Below are 22,955 nucleotides of genomic sequence, written 5' to 3'. Positions count from 1 at the left end.
TTAATGAAGGTTTGACTTCCTAAATTGCTTGGGAGTCATCCATTTCTTTTTCAAAAACACTCTATTGTAATAACTTAAAGTTTCAAAACCACATTGCATCGCAATTAAATTGATATCTATATCTGTTTTCAATAATTGCTGACAACTTTCATGTATGCGAATGTCATTTACATAATCTGAAAAAGTTTTACCTGTTGCTTTTTTGAAAAATTTACAAAAATTGGTTTCTGACAATGCCACTAACTGCGCTACAGTTGTCAATTGAATTTTAGTTGAAAAATGATGCGCTACATAATTACATACTTTATTAATTCTATTTTCATTTTCAATCGAGTTGGAAAAACTAAAATAGTTTGAACTTAAAGTTATTGATGGCATGCTGCTTAAATCATGAAGTATTGACAAAAGACACAAAATCCGCTCAAAACCCTCTAATGCAACTAATTTTATAATTTTTGACTTTACTTGTTCTGTGTGGCCATGAAAAAAGAGTCCTTTTTGTGCCTTTTGCATTACATCATTTAACGCCACACTCTCATGAAACCCCAAGAATGATTCTATAAATTTAGGCGAAAATTGAATCACCACTGCTTCAAACAAAGCCTCTTTTTCAGCATTCCCCACCCAGGTATGCGGCAGATTCGAGCCCAATAGCAATAAATCTCCTGGACCAAAACTCTCACAACTATCTCCTACTAATCTGTACCCTTCACCTTTAATGATATAGGTCAATTCATACTCTGGATGGTAATGCCATTTGAATTCAAAAAACGGAATTGAAAATTGATAACTGTAAAAAGTAGCATCTTTTTTTTGTAAATTGATTTGTTCTAAAAATGATTTCATGTACAATAATGAATAAAAATAGCTATAAAATTACTTATATTTTCAATATAGTATTACAATATACCAAAAGAATACCAATCCTGCGCCAAAAGGTGCGGTAAATTTGTCTTGAATTCGATTTTAATTTTCACAAACAAACACACAGCATGAAAAAAAACGTCTTTATAGGTATCTTTTTAATACTGACTTCCATGAATGCTCAAGAAAAAAAACACGAACATTTTTCTACTCTTCCCACAGGGAGCATCACTCCAACTGGCTGGATAAAAGAACAAATGCAAAAAGACCTCAACGGTTTTGTAGGTCATTTAGATCAAATTGTACCGGATTTAATTCAAGATCCAATATATGGCACAGCACGATTACAACCCAACAGCCCTATTAAGGACTTAGGAAATTCAAAAGAGGGAGATGCCGAAGGAGAAGAACAGTACAAATGGTGGAACAGCGAAACACAATCCAATTGGTGGGATGGTTACATCCGAAATGCCATTTTGCTTCAAGATCCTGCGGCTTTGCAAAAGGTAAAAAAGTATATTGATGTAATGTTGTCTACACAAGATACGGATGGATATTTAGGAATATATGATAAAAACCTACGTTACCGTTTTACATCCGAAAATGGCGAACTCTGGTCCAAAGCAACATTATACCGAGCATTGTTAGCCTATAACGACTACTCCAAAGATGAAAAAGTATGGAATGCCGTTGTTAGAGCAGTGCAAAATGTCATGGATAATTACCCCATCTACCAATCATCACCTTTTTATTCTGGAACCAATTTTAATGGTGGTGTCTCTCATGGATTAACGTTTACAGATGTTTTGGATAAAATGTATCAAATCACTAAAAATCAAAAATATTTAGATTACGCCTTGTTTTTGTATGAAGATTTTTCCAAAACCTATCAATCAGAAAGCGATGCTCAGTTGCCAAACATCGAAAATCCGTCCTACAAACTCAAATCACATGGAGTACATACTTTTGAACATCTACGCCCGTTGATAGTAGCCACTTACGCCAAACAAAACGCTAGAATGGATAAGGCTTTGAAAATCTACTGCGAAAAAATCAAAAACGCAACTACCCTAACAGGAGGCCCAATTGGCGACGAATGGATAGCCGAAAGATCTGCCGATGCCACAAATACAGGTTATGAATACTGTTCCATTCACGAATTACTAGACAGCTATACTGTACTTTTACAAAAAAGTGGTAATCCAAAAATTGCAGAAGAAATTGAAACCATTTTTTACAATGCCGCTCAAGGAAGCAGACACCCCGAACATTCTTGTATTGCCTATCTAAAAACCGACAATTCCTATGAAATGATGGGTACAAAAAATGGCAATATTGAACCCGATCGAAAACAAACCCGTTATAAATACTCTCCAGCCCATCAAGATGTTGCCGTTTGCTGTACCCCTAATGCAGGTCGAATTTCTCCCTATTTTATAGAAAAAACATGGTTTTTAGAAAACAAAAATACGCTAGTAGCGGGTGTATTAGCCCCAACAAATCTTGCTATTAAGATAGACAACAAGCCAGTAACTATAGAAGAAATCACAGCGTATCCCTACCAAAACACATTTATTTTTAGAGTCAGCAATCCGGAGTTAGCAACATTCAAACTTAAAATAAGAAAACCCAGTTGGGCAACGCAACTAAAATCCTCGGAGCCATATATAGAAGAGAATGGATTCTTAGTCTTCCATGCTAAGAAAGCAAAACAATACGATTTGACCCTGAATTTCAGTGCCGAAGTAAACATAAAAACGGATGCCAATAAGGAAAAATACTTTACTTATGGCCCCCTATTTTTTGCCTATCCCATTCCATCGGAAGCGATAATTGGAAAAAAATACACTACCGATTTTTACGATTTAACCTATAATACTAAGGATACGTTAAGATACCTTTTTATTGAACAAAATAATGTTAAATTGCAGGATTCTCATTTAGAAGTCCAATTGAAAAACGGCCTCAACAATACCATCGAGAAGATAAAACTTATCCCTTTTGGGAAAACCATTTTAAGACAAGTTTCCTTTAAATCCACTGAAAAATGAAAAAAATCGCCTTTCTAATGCTGTTACTAGCATCAAGTGTACAAGCTCAAATTTCCAAAATAGAACCCGCCAATTGGTGGGTAGGCATGAAACTCAATGAAATTACTCTATTAGTTTATGGCAAAAACATACAAGACTTAACTCCATCAACCCAATACCAAGGAGTAAGCATTGTCAAAACCCAGAAAGTTGAAAATCCCAATTATCTTTTTGTAACCATTAACATTGGTTCTGATACTAAGGCTGGGACGGCCAAAATAGATTTCAAAAGAAAAGGAAAAACCATCACTACTAAAAATTTCCCCTTGTTAGCAAGAGAAAACAATAGTGCAATGCGTGAAAGTTTTTCTCCAAAAGATGTTATTTTATTAATCATGCCAGATCGCTTTGCGAATGGCAACCCCAAAAACGACAATACTTCCGAAACTTTAGAAAAAGCCAATCGCGCTGATGAAAGCGGAAGACACGGTGGTGATATTCAAGGAATCATTAACCATTTAGACTACATTCAATCGTTAGGGTTCACTCAAATTTGGAATACTCCGCTCCTAGAAAACAACATGCCAAAATATTCTTATCATGGTTATGCTGCCACCGATTTTTATAAAATCGACCCCAGATTTGGAACTAATGAAGACTTCAAAAGACTGGTTCAAGAAGCCAAAAAAAGAAATATTGGGTTGATTTGGGACGTGGTTTTAAACCATTGTGGATTAGAATACTACTTTATCAAAGACATGCCGATGAAAGATTGGGTAAATTTCCCAGACACCAAGGCTAGAACCAACCATCTCAAATCGACACTTTTAGACCCTTATGCCACTGAACAAGACAAAAAAGGTTATACCGATGGTTGGTTTGACACTTCTATGCCAGATCTAAACCAAAAAAATCCATTAATGGCTAGTTATTTGACTCAAAACACGATTTGGTGGATCGAATACGCGGGGCTTTCTGGTTTTAGAGAAGACACTTTTTCCTATGCCGACAAAGACTTTTTGGCCTATTGGACCAAGACCATTTTGGAAGAATATCCCAACTTTAACATTGTAGGCGAAGAAATGACCAACGTAAAAGAAATTTCCGCCTATTGGCAAAAAAACAAAAAAAATGCCGACGGTTACCAATGTTACTTGCCTTCCTTGATGGATTTTGCTTTGACCGATAACTTAGTCAAAGCATTGAATACCAAAAACGAATGGGAATCTACTTGGAAAGAAGTGTACCGTGGAATGGGAGAAGATCATTTGTTTCCTAACCCAAATAACCTGTTGATTTTCCCTGATAATCATGACATGGATCGTATATACACTCGATTACAACACAATCTGGACCATTGGAAATTAGCCATGACCTTATATGCCACTATGCGTGGAATTCCGCAAATGTATTATGGCACTGAATTATTGTACAGACAAGAAAAACCAGGTAATGATGGTTTCAGAAGGGTCGATTTGTATGGAGGCTGGGAAGGTGATGCCAAAAATGCCATTACTGGAAAAGGCTTAACTACTGAAGAACAAGAAGCCCAACAGTATTTTAAAACACTTTTCAATTGGAGAAAAACAGCCACAGCCATTCATGAGGGGAAATTCACACATTATGTACCCGAAAAAGATGAAGCCTACGTTTATTTCCGATATACAAACAACCAAAAAATCATGGTGATTTTGAATAAAAACGACAAACCTATTTCGTTAAACATGAACATCTACAAAGATATGATTCCTTCCAATTTTAAGGCTAAAGAGGCATTAACTGGAAAAGAAATAACGGTCAATGGACAACTAGATGTAGCCCCAAAATCGGCCTTAATTTTAGAAATTAAATAATCCAAAAAAATGAAATTCAATTGTCTTTTTCTAATGATGTTGCTATCGATGCAGTTTTCAATAGCACAAGTAAATGTAGTTTCGGGAAAAGTACAACGTTTTGAAAACTTCAAATCACAACTCATTGATGCTCGAAACGTAGATGTTTGGTTGCCCGATGGCTATACTAATAAAGAAAAATATGCCGTTGTGTATATGCATGATGGCCAAGCTTTATATGATGCCCAAAGCACTTGGAACAAACAAGCTTGGGAAATTGACGAAGTAGCTGGGAAACTAATTGCCGAAGGAAAAACTCAGAAATTCATAGTCGTAGGCATTTGGAATAATGGTCCAAAACGCCATCCGGAATATTTTCCTCAAAAACCTTTTGAAAGTCTGAATGCTATTCAAAAAGATAGTGTTACTGCGCAATTACAAAAAGCGGGCAGAACCAAAGAAGCCTTCCATCCTTATTCGGATTTGTATTTGAAGTTTTTGGTGACCGAGTTAAAACCATTTATTGACCGAACATTCGCCACTAAGAAAGATCAAAAGAACACCTTTATTGCTGGTTCCAGCATGGGGGGATTGATTTCGATGTATGCGATTTGTGAGTATCCCCAAGTCTTTGGTGGTGCGGCTTGTTTGTCTACCCATTGGCCCGGAACCTTTACGGTTGAAAACAATCCCATTCCTGAGGCTTTTGTTCAATACTTAAAAAACAAATTACCCCATCCAAAAACGCATAAAATCTATTTTGATTATGGCGACCAAACTTTGGATGCTTTGTATCCAGCACTACAACAAAAAGTAGATGTTGTAATGAAAGCCAAAGGATATACCAACAAAAATTGGGAAACCAAATTCTTCCCCGGAGAAAACCATTCGGAAGTAGCTTGGGCAAAGCGATTGGACATTCCTCTATTGTTTCTTTTAAAAAATGACTAATGAAAAAGATAGCACTTATTCTGTTTTCTGTCGGCTTATTTATCGGGTGCTCCAAAAAAGAACAAACACCTGATTTTACACAATTTGTCAACCCTTTCATTGGTACCGATGGAACCGGTCACACTTTCCCTGGTGCTTGTTTGCCTTTTGGAATGGTACAGCCAAGCCCAGACAATGTAGATATTGGTTGGGATTACACCTCAGGCTATCAATACAAGAATCCTGAAATTCTAGGGTTTTCCCAAACTCATTTGAGCGGCACGGGAATTAATGATTTAGGGGACGTTCTATTGCTTCCTTTTGTAGATATTAAAACCGAAAATTTCAAAACGACTTATAATAAAAAAACGGAAAAAGCTAGCCCAGGTTTTTATACTGTCACCTTAAACGATAGTATAAAAGTCAACCTTACTGCTACTGAACGTGTGGCTTTTAATCAGTTTGTCTACCCAACTAACAAAGCTAAATTATTAGTTGATATTCAACACGGGTTGCGCTTTTTGACCGATTCTTTGGTCTTAGATAGTAAAGTTAGCATTGAAAACAACAACACTATTTCGGGGTATTGTCATAACAAAAACTGGGTGGAGCGAAAATACTTTTTCACACTTACTTTTGATACCCCATTTGTAAATACAACTGAGTTACCCAAAAAACCAAAAGAAAAAGCGTCTCGATATATTCTTGATTTTAAGCTAAAAAACAAAACATTACAAGCCAAAATTGCCTTTTCGACTGTAAGCATAGAAGGAGCCAAAAACAATTTAGAAACAGAATTATCGCATTGGGATTTTGATAAAACGGTGACTAATGCCAAAGCAAAATGGAACGAGTATTTGTCTAAAATTGAAATTGAAGCGCCTCTAAAACAAAAGCAAATATTTTATACTTCCTTGTATCATTTGTTTACACAACCCGCCAACATTGCTGATGTGGATGGCCAATACAGAGGTGCCGACGATAAAATTGCAAAAGCTCCGAATGGCGAATACTACTCTACCCTCTCGTTGTGGGACACGTATCGAGCCGCCAATCCTTTATATACTATATTAGTACCAGAACGCGTAAATGGTTTTGTGAACACTATGCTTTTGCATCATATAGCTGCTGGTTATTTACCTATTTGGACCGTTTGGGGACAAGAAAACAATTGTATGATTGGGAATCATGCCATTCCAATAATAACCGATGCATACAACAAAGGATTCAAAGGATTTGATGCCAATGAAGCTTTGCAAGCCATGATTGAAACCACTACCAAAAATCATTTGAATAATGATTGGGATTTGTATAACAAATATGGCTATTATCCCTTTGATAAAATAGATAATGAAGCCGTTTCACGTACATTAGAAAGTGGTTACGACGATTACTGTGTGGCAGTATTAGCCGAAAAATTAGGCAATAAAACAGTAGCCGAAACCTATTACAAAAGAGCCTCCTACTATAAAAACCTATTTGATAAAAACACAGGCTTGATGCGAGGCAAAGACACCAAAGGCCAATGGAGAACGCCATTTGAACCTTTGAAACCGACTTCCCCTATGAACAACTCAGGTGATTATACCGAGGCTAATGCTTGGCAGTACTCATGGGCTTCTACTCAACATGATGTGGCAGGTCTTACCCAATTATTAGGAGGCAAAGAACAATTTACCCAACAGTTGAATACTTTTTTTAATCTTAATGGAGAAAAAGACAATAAACACTTAGGTCAAGAAGGCATGATTGGTCAATACGCTCACGGCAACGAACCAAGCCATCATATTTCGTATTTATATGCTTATTCTAATGAACCCGAAAAAGGGAAAAAATTAATCACACAAATATACAATCAGTTTTACAACAATACGCCAGATGGCATAACAGGCAATGACGATTGCGGACAAATGAGCGCTTGGTATATTTTTACCACGTTAGGGTTTTATCCAGTAAATCCGGCTACTGGTGAATTTGTTTTCGGGATGCCCCAAGTAAAAAAGGCAACTCTATATTTGGACAACAATAAAACCTTAGAAATCACTTCTGCTGCTTCTTCGTATTCAAAAATAAAGTGGAATCAAAACGAGATAAACGATATCAGCATCAACTATAAAGCCATCATGCAAGGAGGCCTATTGCAATTTGAATAAAACAATACAACCATGATAAAAACAGAAAGTTCACTCATTAGCTTAGTTTTTTACAGCATCCTATTGATGACTTCCAGCCAATGTTGGTCTCAAATGCACCAACTCACCCTCCAAATTACAGGGATTGAAAATAGCAAAGGAAAACTCGCTGCAGAATTGTACAGTTCCAAAGGAAATTTTTTAAAAAAAGCCTATAAAATATCCACTGCAAAAATACAGTCCCATACAGCTACGGTTATTTTTAACGATATACCTAAAGCCACTTATACTGTTATGGTATATCATGACGAAAACAATAATGGAAAATTGGATAAAAACTTCATTGGTATGCCCAAAGAACCTGTAGCTTGTTCCAATAATGCGAAAGGCTTTATGGGGCCTCCAAAATATGAAGAGGCGAAATTTGTTCTTGAAACCGATTTGAAAATGACCATCAAAATGAATGATAAACTATAATTGCCAAGAGTAGCTATACTGTGTTAGGGATAGTAGCGGCATCCTTTTTGGGGCTTTTTTCTAGCCCCAAAAAGATATAGCGGATAGCACGACCCGCCTTTTTCTGGCGGGAAACACCATAAAAAAATCCCAAACTCCATTGACTCTGGAATTTGGGATTTTAAGTATTGTATTTGAAAAGAATTAGATTTTATATCTTTTTCTATCGGTTTCTGATAAGTAAATCTTACGTAAACGTAATGATTTTGGCGTTACTTCAACATACTCATCTTTTTGGATGTACTCTAAAGCTTCTTCTAAAGAGAATTTAATCGCTGGGATAATTCTTGCTTTATCATCGGCTCCAGAAGAACGTACGTTGGATAATTTTTTCGTTTTTGTAACGTTTACCGTCATATCATCGCTACGAGTGTTTTCACCAATTACTTGCCCTTCGTAGATATCCTCGTTAGGATCCACAAAGAATTTACCTCTGTCTTGTAATTTATCGATAGAATAAGGAATTGCTTTTCCGTTTTCCATAGAAATCAACGAACCGTTGTTACGTCCTGGAATTTCTCCTTTGTATGACTCATATCCAATAAAACGGTGTGCCATGATCGCTTCACCCGCTGTTGCAGTCAACAATTGGTTACGCAATCCGATGATTCCTCTTGATGGGATGTTAAATTTAACAATCATACGATCGCCTTTACCTTCCATCGATAACATTTCTCCTTTACGAACGGATACAAACTCAACCGCTCTTCCTGATAAATTTTCTGGTAAATCGATGGTTAATTCCTCAATAGGCTCACATTTTACTCCATCAATTTCTTTGATGATTACTTGTGGTTGTCCAATTTGTAATTCATAACCTTCTCTTCTCATGGTTTCGATTAACACGGATAAGTGCAATACCCCACGACCAAATACCATGAATTTATCTGCAGAATCTGTTTCAGCCACGCGCATGGCAAGGTTTTTCTCTAACTCTTTAGTCAAACGCTCACGAATGTGTCTAGATGTTACAAATTTTCCTTCTTTACCAAAGAAAGGAGAATCGTTGATTGTAAACAACATACTCATCGTTGGCTCATCAATAGCAATAGTTTGTAGCGCTTCAGGGTTTTCAAAATCGGCAATAGTATCTCCAATTTCAAAACCTTCAACACCAACAATGGCACAAATATCTCCCGCCACTACTTGCGCTACTTTTTTACGGCCAAGACCTTCAAAAGTGTGTAATTCTTTAATTCTTGATTTTATGATTTTTCCATCTCTTTTTACCAAAGAGATTGGCATACCTTCAGTCAATACCCCTCTTTCCAAACGACCAATCGCAATACGACCCGTAAATGAAGAGAAGTCTAAAGAGGTAATCAACATTTGAGGAGTACCTTCTGATACTTTAGGAGCAGGTACATTTTCGATTACCATATCCAACAAAGGCTCGATGTTTTCTGTTTGAACTTTCCAATCCTCAGACATCCAGTTGTTTTTTGCAGAACCGTATACCGTTGGGAAGTCCAATTGCCATTCTTGAGCACCTAATTCAAACATCAAGTCGAATACTTTTTCGTGCACTTCTTCTGGTGTACAGTTTTCTTTGTCGACTTTATTGATCACCACACATGGTTTCAATCCCAAATCGATTGCTTTTTGCAATACGAAACGTGTTTGAGGCATTGGCCCCTCAAAAGCATCTACCAAAAGACATACACCATCGGCCATGTTCAATACACGTTCTACTTCACCACCAAAGTCGGCGTGACCAGGAGTATCAATAATATTGATTTTTGTTCCTTTGTATTCAACCGAAACGTTTTTGGAAGTAATAGTAATCCCTCTTTCACGCTCTAAGTCGTTGTTATCAAGAATTAAATCACCTGTATTTTCGTTTTCACGAAATAATTGACAGTGATACATAATTTTATCAACCAAAGTGGTTTTACCGTGATCGACGTGGGCAATAATTGCAATGTTTCTAATAGATTCCATCTGTGATTTTTTGTGGGTGCAAATGTACACTTTATTTTTATATAAAAAACCCTTCTTTTGTTGTTTGTAAAGTTTTGACTATAAGAGTTTTACGCTGATTAGAGGTTAAATCAATAGAAGTTTAGTATTAAAATAAGTTTACCAAAACATTTCTTTCAATTTAAAACAAAAAAAAACTCCTCGAAAAGGAGTTTTATTCTATATGATAAAATTGTAATTGATTACAATTTAGCAACGTGCTTTGTTAACTTAGATTTCAAGTTAGAAGCTTTGTTATCATGGATGATATTTTTCTTAGCTAACTTGTCAATCATAGAAATAACAGCTGATAATTTAGCTGTAGCTTCAGCTTTATCGGTAGCAATTCTTAATGCTTTGATAGCATTACGAGTTGTTTTGTGTTGGTATCTATTCAACACTCTTTTCTTTTCGTTACTTCTAATTCTCTTTAGAGCTGACTTATGATTTGCCATTGTATAATTATTTATCTTTATTAGTTTTATGTAGTCCGTAAGGGAATCGAACCCCTGTTACCAAGACGAAATCTTGGCGTCCTAACCCCTAGACGAACGGACCAATATTCTTCTAAGTTCGGGTTTCAATTCAATTCAATTTCGTAGTCCGTGGGGGAATCGAACCCCCCTTACCAGGATGAAAACCTGGCGTCCTAACCGATAGACGAACGGACCAATTTCCTGATTAAGTCCAGGAAAACTATACAGTATTTCAAATTTTTTGTAGTCCGTGGGGGAATCGAACCCCCCTTACCAGGATGAAAACCTGGCGTCCTAACCGATAGACGAACGGACCCTGCTTCTGTATTGCGGTTGCAAAGATACATCTATTTTTGAGAAGCACAATAGCTGATGCAAAAAAAATTATTTTTTTTTAATAAGCCTTTGCAAAAAGCACCCTTCCAGAGGACGGTTTCCCAGTAAATACGCAGCTTCCCGCCTCCTCTACTCGGTCCAAAGGAATACATCTAATAGTTGCTTTTGTTAGCTCTTTGATCTTTTCTTCAGTCTCGGCAGTTCCGTCCCAATGAGCCGAAATAAAGCCCCCTTTTGCCTCCAAAACCTCCTTAAACTCCTCAAAATTATTTACTTCGGTAATATGCGCTTCACGATAGGCTATCGCTTTTTGAAATAAATCTATTTGAATCTGCTCTAGCAGACTAGAAATATATGATACAATTCCATCACCCGAAACTACTTCTTTTGTCAAATTATCTCTACGCGCTACTTCAAAAGTGCCATTTTCTAGATCTTTTGGCCCCACAGCAATTCTCACAGGCACCCCTTTCAACTCCCACTCTGCAAATTTAAACCCTGGCTTTTGTGTGGTTCTATCATCATATTTCACACTTATCCCTTGTTTTCTAAGTTCTGAAGTCAACTGATTTACTTCGGTAGTTATAGCCGCCAATTGTTCTTCTGATTTGTATATAGGAACAATTACTACTTGTATCGGTGCCAAATTAGGTGGCAATACTAATCCTTTATCATCGGAATGCGTCATGATTAAAGCCCCCATCAAGCGAGTAGAAACTCCCCATGAAGTACCCCATACATGCTCTTGCTTCCCTTCGGCATTTGCAAACTTCACATCAAAGGCTTTTGCAAAATTTTGACCCAAGAAATGTGATGTACCTGCTTGCAATGCTTTACCATCTTGCATCAACGCTTCTATACAATACGTTTCAACCGCCCCTGCAAAACGTTCCGTTTCGGTCTTCAATCCTTTTATAACGGGAATAGCCATGAAATTTTGCACAAAATCGGCATACACATTCATCATTTTCTCTGACTCTTCGATAGCTTCTTGTTCTGTAGCATGAGCCGTATGCCCTTCTTGCCATAAAAATTCGGCAGTTCTCAAAAACAAACGCGTTCTCATTTCCCAACGCACTACATTGGCCCATTGATTAATCAACAAAGGTAAATCGCGATAAGATTGAATCCATCCTTTATAGGTAGACCAAATAATCGCCTCACTAGTTGGGCGAACAATCAATTCTTCTTCCAATTTAGCATTAGGGTCCACTATAAGTTTACCGGCCTTATCGGGATCATTTTTTAATCTATAATGAGTTACTATAGCACATTCTTTTGCAAAACCTTCAGCATTTTTTTCTTCGGCTTCAAACATACTTTTAGGAACAAATAAAGGAAAATAGGCGTTTTGATGTCCTGTTTCCTTGAACATTCGATCCAATTCAGCTTGCATTTTTTCCCAAATAGCATATCCATACGGCTTGATTACCATACAGCCTCTAACACCTGAATTCTCGGCTAAATCAGCTTTTACAACTAGCTCATTATACCATTTTGAATAATCTTCTTCTCTTGTAGTAAGGTTCTTGCTCATATCTTAATTATTTGGCACAAATTTTGTTTTAACTTTTTTTACATTTTAGTAACGCAAAACTAACTATTTTTGTAATGTTCAACAATAAAAAAACCTATTGATATGAAAACTACTGTATTTTTTACTAGAAATATTCCCCTATTGCTTTTTGTTGGATTTTTAAGTCTAATCAATACGTCTTGTGGTTCTTATCAAAACAGCTCTTATTATGCCTCTGATGGGATTTATGACAACACCACCAATACTAGCTCCTACTATAACAACCAAAGAACTATGGGCGATCAATACAAAGCCTATTTTAGTTCTTTACAGGAACAAAATCAATCCACAGAAATCTTCACTGATGTAGAAAGTTATTCTAGCAATTTTGACGCAAACGACAGCATACAAGCACCAATAACAGGCAATGCCGCTTGGGGAAGCAATCCCGAATCTACTACCATACATATATACAACAACGACTGGAACAATTGGAACAGCCCATTTTGGGGTTGGGGATGGAACACGGGTTGGTGGGGTTGGAACAATTGGTATGGTCCTAACTGGGGTTGGAACGCTGGTTGGGGATGGAACGCTGGTTGGGGCGCATCATGGGGATGGAACGGTTTCTGGAGCCCTAGTTGGGGTTGGGGATGGAACAATTATCCCGGTGGCTGGTACAATTATCCTTATAATCGTTTTACCGATTACAATTACAATTCTAGCAGAAGAGGATCTAGCTATTACAACCGTAGTTATGTAAATAGAGATTACAATAACCGAATCACTAGAGACAATTTTACCAACCGAAGAATTAGCAACGAAACAGGACGTAGAGATTTCAACAACTACAGAAATTCTTCTTCTACTTTTAACCGAAGAAATAACACCACACCACCTGTAAGAAACTACGATTATACAACAAACCGAAACACCAGGGAAACAAGAAACTATAACTCTACCCCCTCCACCAATTATAATCAATCTAGTAGTACTAGAAGAAGCAGTAATTACTCTACTAACCCTTCCTATTCTCCTTCACGTTCTTATAGTCCAAGCTCAAGTAGTGGCGGTATGCGTTCGTCAGGAAGCACCGGAGGCGGAGGCGGCAGAAGAGGAAGAGGTTAATTGTTTTTCGTTGAACATTAGTTTTACAAAAACGGATTCTTAATAATCGAACAGTTACCAGCAAAACACAGATTTCACAAATAAAAACAAGCAATCCTTGCTATTTATTGAAGTCTGTGTTTTCTTTATAGCTGAAATTAATTACCCTATTTTTTTTTCAAAAAAATCAAACCCATTTCGAAATTAATTGTATAAAAACTAACAAACCTATATGAAAAAAAGTATTTTCCTTATTGCATGGTTCTTTTCAGCCACGGCGATCCATGCCCAAGAAATCAAAGACGCACTTCTTTTTTCTATGGACGACCTAAATGGTACCGCTAGATACCGAGCAATGAGCGGCGCTTTTGGCGCTTTAGGTGGTGATTTTTCGGCTATTTCTTTAAACCCAGCCGGATCTTCCGTATTCAACAACAATCAAGTAGGCGTGACTAGCAGTCATTATAACACCCTAAACAAGGCTACCTATTTCGGGAACCCAACAACTGAAAAAGAAAATACATTTGAACTCAATCAAGCAGGTGCTGTTTTTGTATTTAAAAACTACAACCAAAATGCAAAATGGACCAAAATTACATTTGCCATAAACTACGAAAACACTCGAAACTTTGACAATGCTCAATTTTCTGCCGGGGTGAATCCAACTCGATCGGTAGCAGATTTTTTTATAACCAATGCAAATGGCATCCCTCTTGACGTTTTAGAAAATAGCAGTTATTCCGAATTGAATTTTAGAGAACAACAAGCCTACCTTGGCTATCAAGGGTACATTATTAATCCTGTTAGTTCGAATTCCAACAATACACTTTACACCTCCAATGTTCGTGAGGGCGGGAATTATTACCAAGAAAACGGAGTCTACTCTACGGGTTACAACGGAAAAGTATCGTTTAACTTTTCGACGGCTTACAAGGACAAAATTTATATTGGTTTAAATTTAAACTCTCACTTTACCAACCTATTGCAATCATCTTATTTTTACGAAACCAACTCCAACCCATTAAATTCTGAGGAAAGAGTACAAAGAATTCGATTCCGAAATGAATTGTTCACCAATGGAACTGGTTTTTCTTTCCAACTGGGTACAATTCTAAAAGTAAATAAAACTATCCGTTTAGGATTTGCATATGAATCACCCACATGGCACAACCTTAGCGATGAATCATCACAACTGCTTAGTGCTGTTCGTGTTAGTTCAGCTGGAGAACTTGCTGCGGATATTATCGACCCAAATATCACCAACTTATATGCCCCATATCGCATTCAAACACCAAGTAAATACACTTGGAGTGCTGCATATATTTTTGGACAGAAAGGGCTTATTAGTATAGATTTTTCACTAAAAGACTTTAACAATATTAAATTTAGCCCAAGTAGCGATTCGTATTTCAGAGAATTGAATGCTGAAATAAGTAACACGTTAAAAACAAGTAGCCAATTAAGAATTGGTGCTGAATACAAAATCAAAGCTTTAAGCTTAAGAGGTGGATACCGAATGGAAGCCAGCCCCTACAAAAACCTAACAACAATTGGCGATTTAACAGGTTATTCTGCAGGTTTGGGTTACAACTTTGGCGCTACTCGTGTAGATCTTGCTTATACACATTCAAAAAGAAATACACAACCTAGTTTATTTAATACAGGGTTAACAGACGCACCTTCCATCAACACCATTCAAAACAACCTATCGTTAAGCCTACTATTTGAGTTGTAACCCTCAAACCGCTATCAACTAAAAAGCGATGTCCCCAAAGGATTTCGCTTTTTTTATTCCCTTCCATTTGGCAATTCATCCGCCAAAAACTACAGTTCAGTCACAATCAATTTTACAGCCAACACATCAGTAGTACTTTTACCGCATCAAAATAACAACAACTATTAAAAAAAATTAACAACTTAAAAAAATAGAAATTATGATTAAAGTTTTAACCGCTACCGCTTTATTGATTTGCAGTTTACTATCTGCCCAAGGACAATACGAACAAGGAATGGGAAAAGCTTTCCAGTTTTGGGGAGAAGGCAAAAACACCGAAGCTGCCGCTTTGTTTGAAAGAATTGCAGCAGTCGAAAAAAACAATTGGTTACCTAACTATTATGTGGCTTTAGTAAACACGACAACCGCTTTTAGAACCAAAGGAAAAGACGAAGTAACCGCATTGTTGACTAAAGCACAAAACGCTTTGGATGTAGAGTTAATCAAAAACGAAAACAATCCAGAATTGTTAGTAATGCAAGCAATGATTCACACCGCTTGGATTGCTTATGACCCCATGACCAACGGACAAAAGTTGTCTGGAAAAGTAATGGAACTCTACGGTAAAGCACAGGCCATTGCGCCAGAAAATCCAAGAGTAGTATTCTGTAAAGCCGAATTCGAAATTGGTGGAGCCAAGTTCTGGGGAACAGATACGACGCCTATGTGTGCACAAATTGATAAAGCTATCGGACTTTTTGCTACTTTTAAACCAGAAACTGCTTTCTCACCCAAATGGGGGTTGGATCGCGCACTTGAAGCCCAGAAGAATTGCAAAAAATAGTTTTCAACCCTTTCAGAGTTCAAAACTCTGAAAGGGTTGACAAAACTCAAAACCCAAAACCCAAAACCTAAAAAAATGGAAAAACAAAAAAACAGCACACTAGAAGTGATAAAAAAAGGATTTCTGGATTGTTTAAAGATTACTCTTGTCTTTACTTTTGTTTTTTCGTTGATTAATAGAGATTTCAGCCCTAGAAGTTTACTGACCTCTTTTCTAATTAGTGGACTCTATTCGTATGGAATTGGTTTTGGAAACGGACTCATCAACGATATTTTGGATCGTCGATGGAATTGGTTAGAGCAAACCAACTTGAGAGTGTATTTTGGGATTTTTTGTACCATTTTGTACACTGTCCCAGTAGTATTGGGTATCAATTATTTGACTTTTGTAGTGTTTCAAAAACTAGAAGTAGCCGAGTTTTTCGACGATAACATGATTTGGGTACATCTGTTTTATATCATTCTTTCTTTGGGCGTTTCCACTTTTATGCACGCACGTAGTTTTATGCTCAATTGGAAACAAGCTTCTAAAAAAGAAGTGTTCGAACAAAAAATTATTGCAGGAACGGCTTCGGCCAAATTCGAAACCTTAAAAAATCAGATCGATCCGCATTTTCTTTTTAATAGCCTGAATGTGTTGAGTTCGTTGATCGAAGAAAATCCAGAGAATGCGCAACGTTTCACTACTTCTTTATCTAAAATTTACCGCTATGTGTTGGAACAAAAAGATAAAGAATTGGTATCGGTAGCCGAGGAATTGAATTTTGCAACGACGTATATGAAATTGCTCAAGATGCGCTTTGAGAACAGCTTGTTTTATGAAGTGACTGCCGAAGTTCAAAACCCAGACGCCAAAGTAGTGCCGCTTTCACTGCAACTGTTATTAGAAAACACCGTAAAGCACAATGTGGTAAGCGAGCAAAGACCTTTGCATATCCGAATTTATATTGAAAATGATTATTTGGTGATTCAGAATGATTTTCAAAAGAAAGAAGTATTGCAAGACCGACAAGGTGTTGGATTACAAAACATCATCAATCGCTACGCCATCATTACCAAACGAAAAGTACTGATTGAACAAAATGAACAAACTTTTACCGTTAAAATACCCATTTTAACCCAACAAATAACAGTTATGGAAACGACCTTAAATTACAGAGAAAATAATGCGTACTACCGCGCAAAAAAGAGAGTAGAGGAATTAAAAGGATTTTATGGCAATCTGATTTCGTATTGTGTAGTGATTCCCATTTTAATTTATGTGAATCTTACTTTTGTCCCACAATTTCATTGGTTTTGGTTCTCCGCAGGAGGCTGGGGATTTGGTTTGATTATGCACGGTTTCAAAGTTTTTGGTTACAGCTCTAGCTGGGAAGAACGAAAAATTCAAGAGATTTTAAGAAAAGAAGACGAACAACAAAAATGGAAATAACGATGGAACGACTAGATACCAATCAAGAACAAGAAGCTTTGGTTCAAATGGCCAAAGAGAGAGTAAAAAAGCTGAAAGATTTCTATTTTCATATGGTATTTTTTATGCTCGGCGTAGTAATCTATGTTTTGAAAACGTATTATGGCGCCCCTTTGAACTTTTTTCCCATTCGTTACCTCAACGGTTTTGTAATGGCCATTTGGACCACCTTTTTTGCTATTCAAGCAGTTCAATTGTTTTTATCCGAAGTTATCTTGGGTAAGTCTTGGGAAGAAAAGCAAATTAAAAGAATAATCGGAAAGAACAACGAAAAACAAATCTGGAAATAATTATGGAAACGAATTTTCAAGAAGAAGATAGATATTATCAAGCCAAGAAAAGAGTCGAGGATTTAAAAGGATTTTACGGAAATCTGACCTCTTACATTGTAGTGAATATATTTTTAGTAGTAATCAATTTACTGACCTCTCCAGGATATTTATGGTTTTTTTGGCCATTACTGGGTTGGGGAATAGGTGTGCTCTTTCACGCGATGAAAGTATTTAATTGGATGCCCTTTTTTGGCAAAGAATGGGAAGAGCAAAAAATTAAAGAGTTTATGGAAAAAGAAAAACAATCCAGAAACGATTGGAAATAAAAAAATAAGATTAAATAGCAAATAAGATGGAAAATAAGCAAAACCAAAACGATTCATTTTTAGACAGAACTCAAGAAGAGCGTTACGATATCGCATTTAAAAGAGTGCAAAAAATAAAGGGATTTTATGTCCACCTAATAGTGTATATTTTAGTCAATATCGGATTAATCGCTATGAGAGCAAGGCATTTTGATGCATTAGATACCAATTTTTGGAGTTGGCAAACACTCAATACCGCTTTCTTTTGGGGCATTGGATTGGTCGCACACGGAGCAGCTGTTTTTGGAAAAGATTTGTTTTTTGGAAAAGATTGGGAGAAAAGAAAAATGGAGGAATTTTTAAAGGAAGAAGATAAAAAACAACAACAGTGGAAGTGATTTCTGTTTTCGGTTCTGAGTTCTGAGTTCTGAGTTTTCAACACTTGGTTCTTGGTTCTCAGTTCTCTGTTTTCTGCCTTCTGCCTTCTGCCTTCTGCTTTCTGCTTTCTGCCTTCTAACCTCTAATTTCTAATTTCTAACCTCAAATTTCTAACCTCAAATAATGACAACTATAATCATCGAAGACGAAAAACCAGCAGCGCGATTGTTGCAACGTAAACTCGAAAAACTACAAATCAATGTAACGGTGCTGTTGCATTCGGTAGAAGAGGCTATCGAATGGTTTTCGAACCATCCACATCCTGACCTTATTTTTTTGGATATTCAATTATCCGACGGCTTGTCTTTTGCCATTTTTGAAGCGGTCGAAATTAAGAGCGCTATCATTTTTACCACTGCTTATGACGAATATGCATTGCGTGCATTTAAGCTCAACAGTATTGATTATTTGCTCAAACCCATCGATGAAGATGACTTGGAAATTGCTGTGAATAAATACAAATCGAGAATGCCAGAAAAGGCACCCGAAAATCCTTCGCTTGCGTTAGATTTTGAAGCCATCAAAAAGATGTTGACCAACCCATTTGAGAAAAATTACAAAAAGCGATTTACGTTAAAAATCGGGCAACATTTGAAAGTGATTTCGGTAGATGAAATTGAATGTTTTTACAGCGAAAATAAAGGAACCTATTTGCACACTTTTGATAACAGAGATTATCTTCTCGAGAGCACTTTGGAGGTTTTGGAACAAGAATTAGATACTGCTGCTTTTTACAGAATCAGCCGAAAATTTATCATTCCGTTAAAAGCCATAAAGGAAATTGTAATGTACAGTAACTCTCGTTTGAAAATTATTTTACCTACTTATAAAGCAGAAGAAGTGATAGTAAGTAGAGAAAAAGTAGCCGATTTTAAAAAGTGGATCAATTAATTTCGAAGGGATAAATTAGGTGTCAGTTGTCATTAGCCCCCCTTTGATTATAAAAACACCAATAGAAAAACAAAACCAAAATAAGCACCTAGTACCTCCTACACAACTAACTACTCGGGATTACTAGATGTGCTTCGCCGGTTTTTCCATGCTATGCATTACTAAACAGACGTTTAGGTTGTGTTAAAAACCTATAACACAATCGCTGATTTTGTAATTTTATGATCTATTCATCACAATTCGAAGTATCATGGCAACTGCAAATTTAAAAGTAATTCAAGCCCTTAGAGCCACAGCTACGTCTATCGTAAATAGTGGGCGGTATGAATGGGGCCATATGGGTAACTGCAATTGTGGGCATTTGGCACAAACCATTACCCCATTTTCTCGAGCAGAAATTCAGCGCTTCGCTTTACAAAAAAAGGGCGATTGGAACGAACAAGTCCTAGATTTTTGCCCCACCAGTGGGTATCCAATGGATTTGATTATTGCAAGCATGTTGGAGTTTGGTTTTACAGCAGCCGATTTACGTCAGTTAGAAACCCTTTCAGATCCTGAGATTCTCAATCAAGCACAAGTACCTTTTTTAAATAAAAATGTGTTAACCGATACCGTAAAATATTTGAATGCTTGGGCAGATCTTTTAGAAAGCCAATGGATTGAATTGCAACTTCCAACAATTACACTACCTGCTATGTCATTAACCGAAGTACAAAATTGAACGAGTTATGATTACAGTTTGATTAATACTCGGTAAAAAAATAACGTCAGTTTAAAACGCTTCCCATTTACAGGAATTGTCTTAAGCTGACGTTATTGTTATGAACAGTTTGAATTATTTCGTAAATCGATGTAAGGTAAAAGTCATAGCCGTTAATAAGAAAAAAGCCATTATTTGATGAGCCAATCCTAACCATAAAGGAACTGCATACAACAAGGTAAACACTCCAAGAGCAAATTGTACCCCTACCAACACTACTAAAGCTAAAACTCCTTTTTGTTGAATTTGTGATAATTGGTATTTTTTACTCTGAATATAAAGCGCTATCATGATCCCGACCACTACATAGGCCAAAGTACGATGCACGAGCTGCACCCCACTTTTACCTTCGATCAAGTTCATTAACAATCCTTTTTTCTCAATAAAAACACTTTCATGAATCCATTGTCCATCACTCATTAATGGCCAATGGTTGTGTAACAGCCCCGCATTTAATCCTGCAACAAATCCTCCATAAACAATTTGTACTAAAAGGAAAAACAAAGCAAAACGTGCTAGTGTTCGTAGTTGCGGATAAAAATTATCGCGGTTGGGATACATTAAATCCAAAGCCACCCATAAAGTATACGCAAAAGTAATAAAGGCAAAAGTAAGATGTAACGCTAATCTGAAATGACTTACATCGGGATCATCAACTAATCCACTTCGCACCATAAACCACCCTAAAAAGCCTTGAAAAGCTCCCATACCCAAAAGTATTAGGCATTTTTTTAAGGTAGCTGCATCCAAACGTTTTTTTACTAAGAAATACAAAAAAGGTCCTATAAAAACTAGCCCAATGATTCGTCCTATAAAACGGTGAAACCATTCCCAAAAGTAGATAAACTTATAATCTGACAAAGTAAAGTCCTTGTAAATATTTATTTTTTGATACTCTGGAAACTTCTTGTATTCTTCAAAAGCTTGAATCCATTTGGCTTCGTTCATAGGAGGAAAAGTATCGGTAACCAAATGCCAATCGGTCATCGAGAGACCCGAATTGGTAAGTCGAGTAATACCACCTACTACCACCATGACAAATAAAAGGAAACAACCGGAGAGCAACCACACAATTACGGGCTTATTGGATTTATTCATATTCTAAACGTATTCTACTTATTAATCTATTTCATTTTTTGTTAAACGAAGCCCAAGATTCTCGCCTTTTTTCAAGACAAAATCTAATGCTGCTTGGTACTCATTTTGTATTTCTCCTTCTAAAATAGCTTCTTTAACGGCCTCTTTTAAGATACCTATCTCTCTTGAGGGTTTTAGATTGAAGAGCGCCATGATTTCTTCGCCACTTATTGGAGGTTGAAAATTACGGACGTGGTCACGTGCTTCAACTTCTACAATTTTTTTGCGTACAATTTCAAAATTACTGTGGTATTTTTTGAATTTGTTGGGGTTTTTGGTAGTAATATCTGCCTCGCAAAGCGTCATTAAGTTTTCTACATCTTCACCTGCATCAAAAACGAGTCGACGTACAGCCGAGTCAGTAACCGTATCTTGCGCCAAGACAATTGGCCTAGAACTCATGACTACCATTTTTTGCACAAATTTCATTTTGTGATTCAACGGCATGTGCAACCGTTCAAATATTTTTTTGGTCATTTTACCGCCCAAAAATTCATGTCCATGAAAAGTCCACCCTTGTTTTTTAGTAAAACGCTTGGTGGGAGCTTTCCCAATATCATGCAATAATGCGGCCCATCGCAACCACACATCATCCGTATTAGGACAAATATTATCAACCACTTCAAGTGTGTGGTAAAAATTATTTTTATGGGTATGTCCTTCTATTTCTTCTACTTGATTCAAGGCGGTAAGTTCTGGCAAAATCAAGTCCAACAAACCTGTTTTATATAGCAACAAAAAACCTATAGAGGGTTTGGGGGTTAAGAGGATTTTATTGAGCTCTTCAACAATACGCTCGCCTGAAATAATTTTGATACGTTCTGCATTTCTAGTAATAGAAGCCAAAGCTTCCGAATCGATATCAAATCCTAATTGGGTAGCAAAACGAATCCCTCTCAACATGCGTAGAGGATCATCCGAAAAGGTAATATCCGGATCTAAAGGGGTTCTTATAATTTTGGCTTGTAAATCAGATTGGCCATTAAATGGGTCCAACAACGTACCAAAGTCCTCTGGATTTAAGGATAAAGCCAAAGCATTTATGGTAAAATCGCGTCGGTTTTGATCGTCTTCTAGCGTTCCATTTTCGACTATAGGATTCCGGCTATCTTGGGTATAGGATTCTTTTCTAGCCCCTACAAATTCAATATCGGTATCTTCAAAGCGCAACATGGCCGTTCCGTAATTTTTGAAGACTTGAACTTTGGGTTTCTTGGGTAAAAGTTCGGAAACCTTCAAAGCCAAATCGATACCACTCCCAATAGCTACCACATCGATATCTTTTTTACTTGCTTTCTCTAAAAGCAAATCTCTAACAAAACCTCCTATTACATAGCTTTTTACTCCTAATTCTTTTGAGGCTTTTGCTATTACTTCGAAAATTTTATGGTGTAATGCTGATTTATATAAAGTTTCAATACTCATT

20 protein-coding genes and 3 tRNA genes are annotated in these 22,955 nt (G+C 36.8%); 14 read left to right on the top strand and 9 right to left on the bottom strand.

All coding sequences use genetic code 11. From position 1 onward, the window contains the following. Positions 1-846 carry an AraC family transcriptional regulator gene (locus tag ACZIX2_RS06685; protein WP_463339313.1) on the bottom strand — a complete coding sequence of 282 codons (846 nt, stop codon included), beginning with the start codon at positions 844-846 and terminating at the stop codon, positions 1-3. Between the two features lie 146 nt (positions 847-992). Here ACZIX2_RS06685 and ACZIX2_RS06680 point away from each other — a divergent pair, with 146 nt between their 5' ends. Genes ACZIX2_RS06680 through ACZIX2_RS06660 form a run of 5 tightly spaced genes read left to right on the top strand, consistent with a single transcriptional unit; the run spans position 993 to position 8,265 of the window. Continuing rightward, positions 993-2,915 carry a beta-L-arabinofuranosidase domain-containing protein gene (locus ACZIX2_RS06680; protein WP_463339312.1) on the top strand — a complete coding sequence of 641 codons (1,923 nt, stop codon included), beginning with the start codon at positions 993-995 and terminating at the stop codon, positions 2,913-2,915. Beyond that, positions 2,912-4,747, top strand: a complete 1,836-nt coding sequence (locus tag ACZIX2_RS06675; RefSeq protein WP_463339311.1) for a glycoside hydrolase family 13 protein — start codon at positions 2,912-2,914, stop codon at positions 4,745-4,747. The genes ACZIX2_RS06680 and ACZIX2_RS06675 overlap by 4 nt, the downstream gene beginning before the upstream one ends. A gap of 9 nt (positions 4,748-4,756) precedes the next feature. Next, on the top strand, positions 4,757-5,677 hold the full coding sequence (locus ACZIX2_RS06670; protein WP_463339310.1) for an alpha/beta hydrolase: 921 nt from the start codon (positions 4,757-4,759) through the stop codon (positions 5,675-5,677). Then, entirely contained in the window at positions 5,677-7,809 is a 2,133-nt protein-coding gene (locus ACZIX2_RS06665; RefSeq protein WP_463339309.1) for a GH92 family glycosyl hydrolase, read from the top strand. Before ACZIX2_RS06670 ends, ACZIX2_RS06665 begins: the two co-directional genes overlap by 1 nt. A gap of 12 nt (positions 7,810-7,821) precedes the next feature. Then, positions 7,822-8,265 (top strand): DUF2141 domain-containing protein, encoded by a 444-nt coding sequence (locus tag ACZIX2_RS06660; protein ID WP_463339308.1) that lies wholly within the window; start codon positions 7,822-7,824, stop codon positions 8,263-8,265. Positions 8,266-8,448: 183 nt separating this feature from the next. Here ACZIX2_RS06660 and typA read toward each other — a convergent pair whose 3' ends face one another. The 6 genes from typA to proS all read right to left on the bottom strand — a co-directional run bounded on the left by typA (position 8,449) and on the right by proS (position 12,612). After that, a complete protein-coding gene (gene typA / locus ACZIX2_RS06655; RefSeq protein WP_463339307.1) occupies positions 8,449-10,245 on the bottom strand; it encodes a translational GTPase TypA in 1,797 nt (598 codons plus the stop codon). 221 nt (positions 10,246-10,466) lie between these two features. Next, entirely contained in the window at positions 10,467-10,718 is a 252-nt protein-coding gene (gene rpsT, locus ACZIX2_RS06650; protein ID WP_463339306.1) for a 30S ribosomal protein S20, read from the bottom strand. Positions 10,719-10,749: 31 nt separating this feature from the next. Beyond that, positions 10,750-10,821 (bottom strand) — tRNA-Glu (locus tag ACZIX2_RS06645). Positions 10,822-10,862: 41 nt separating this feature from the next. Further along, positions 10,863-10,934: transfer RNA gene (locus tag ACZIX2_RS06640), tRNA-Glu, on the bottom strand. A gap of 49 nt (positions 10,935-10,983) precedes the next feature. Next, positions 10,984-11,055 (bottom strand) — tRNA-Glu (locus ACZIX2_RS06635). Positions 11,056-11,133: 78 nt separating this feature from the next. Beyond that, positions 11,134-12,612, bottom strand: a complete 1,479-nt coding sequence (proS, locus tag ACZIX2_RS06630) for a proline--tRNA ligase (protein WP_463339305.1) — start codon at positions 12,610-12,612, stop codon at positions 11,134-11,136. Between the two features lie 102 nt (positions 12,613-12,714). Between proS and ACZIX2_RS06625 the strand changes: the two genes are divergently transcribed. The 9 genes from ACZIX2_RS06625 to ACZIX2_RS06585 all read left to right on the top strand — a co-directional run bounded on the left by ACZIX2_RS06625 (position 12,715) and on the right by ACZIX2_RS06585 (position 20,353). Then, positions 12,715-13,719 (top strand): hypothetical protein, encoded by a 1,005-nt coding sequence (locus ACZIX2_RS06625; RefSeq protein WP_463339304.1) that lies wholly within the window; start codon positions 12,715-12,717, stop codon positions 13,717-13,719. Positions 13,720-13,930: 211 nt separating this feature from the next. Further along, positions 13,931-15,433 (top strand): OmpP1/FadL family transporter, encoded by a 1,503-nt coding sequence (locus ACZIX2_RS06620; RefSeq protein ID WP_463339303.1) that lies wholly within the window; start codon positions 13,931-13,933, stop codon positions 15,431-15,433. A gap of 199 nt (positions 15,434-15,632) precedes the next feature. Further along, on the top strand, positions 15,633-16,256 hold the full coding sequence (locus ACZIX2_RS06615) for a hypothetical protein (protein WP_463339302.1): 624 nt from the start codon (positions 15,633-15,635) through the stop codon (positions 16,254-16,256). Between the two features lie 75 nt (positions 16,257-16,331). Then, entirely contained in the window at positions 16,332-17,687 is a 1,356-nt protein-coding gene (locus ACZIX2_RS06610; RefSeq protein ID WP_463339301.1) for a histidine kinase, read from the top strand. A gap of 2 nt (positions 17,688-17,689) precedes the next feature. Then, entirely contained in the window at positions 17,690-18,016 is a 327-nt protein-coding gene (locus ACZIX2_RS06605) for a 2TM domain-containing protein (protein WP_463339300.1), read from the top strand. 2 nt (positions 18,017-18,018) lie between these two features. Next, positions 18,019-18,324 carry a 2TM domain-containing protein gene (locus ACZIX2_RS06600; protein ID WP_463339299.1) on the top strand — a complete coding sequence of 102 codons (306 nt, stop codon included), beginning with the start codon at positions 18,019-18,021 and terminating at the stop codon, positions 18,322-18,324. A 26-nt stretch (positions 18,325-18,350) separates the two neighbouring features. Beyond that, on the top strand, positions 18,351-18,701 hold the full coding sequence (locus ACZIX2_RS06595; protein ID WP_463339298.1) for a 2TM domain-containing protein: 351 nt from the start codon (positions 18,351-18,353) through the stop codon (positions 18,699-18,701). A gap of 163 nt (positions 18,702-18,864) precedes the next feature. Next, positions 18,865-19,632: a LytR/AlgR family response regulator transcription factor gene (locus tag ACZIX2_RS06590; RefSeq protein WP_463339297.1), complete on the top strand. Its 768-nt coding sequence runs from the start codon at positions 18,865-18,867 to the stop codon at positions 19,630-19,632. 250 nt (positions 19,633-19,882) lie between these two features. Next, complete coding sequence (locus ACZIX2_RS06585; protein WP_463339296.1) at positions 19,883-20,353, top strand: hypothetical protein; 471 nt, start codon at positions 19,883-19,885, stop codon at positions 20,351-20,353. A 114-nt stretch (positions 20,354-20,467) separates the two neighbouring features. Here the strand turns inward: ACZIX2_RS06585 and ACZIX2_RS06580 are convergent, their stop codons facing one another. Together ACZIX2_RS06580 and ACZIX2_RS06575 are read right to left on the bottom strand one after the other, a co-directional pair. Then, a complete protein-coding gene (locus ACZIX2_RS06580) occupies positions 20,468-21,490 on the bottom strand; it encodes a COX15/CtaA family protein (RefSeq protein ID WP_463339295.1) in 1,023 nt (340 codons plus the stop codon). A gap of 21 nt (positions 21,491-21,511) precedes the next feature. Further along, positions 21,512-22,954 (bottom strand): CCA tRNA nucleotidyltransferase, encoded by a 1,443-nt coding sequence (locus tag ACZIX2_RS06575; protein WP_463339294.1) that lies wholly within the window; start codon positions 22,952-22,954, stop codon positions 21,512-21,514. Position 22,955 lies beyond the last annotated feature (1 nt).

It is taken from the genome of Flavobacterium riviphilum (assembly GCF_055231795.1).
This window is presented reverse-complemented; position numbering and strand designations above follow the sequence as displayed.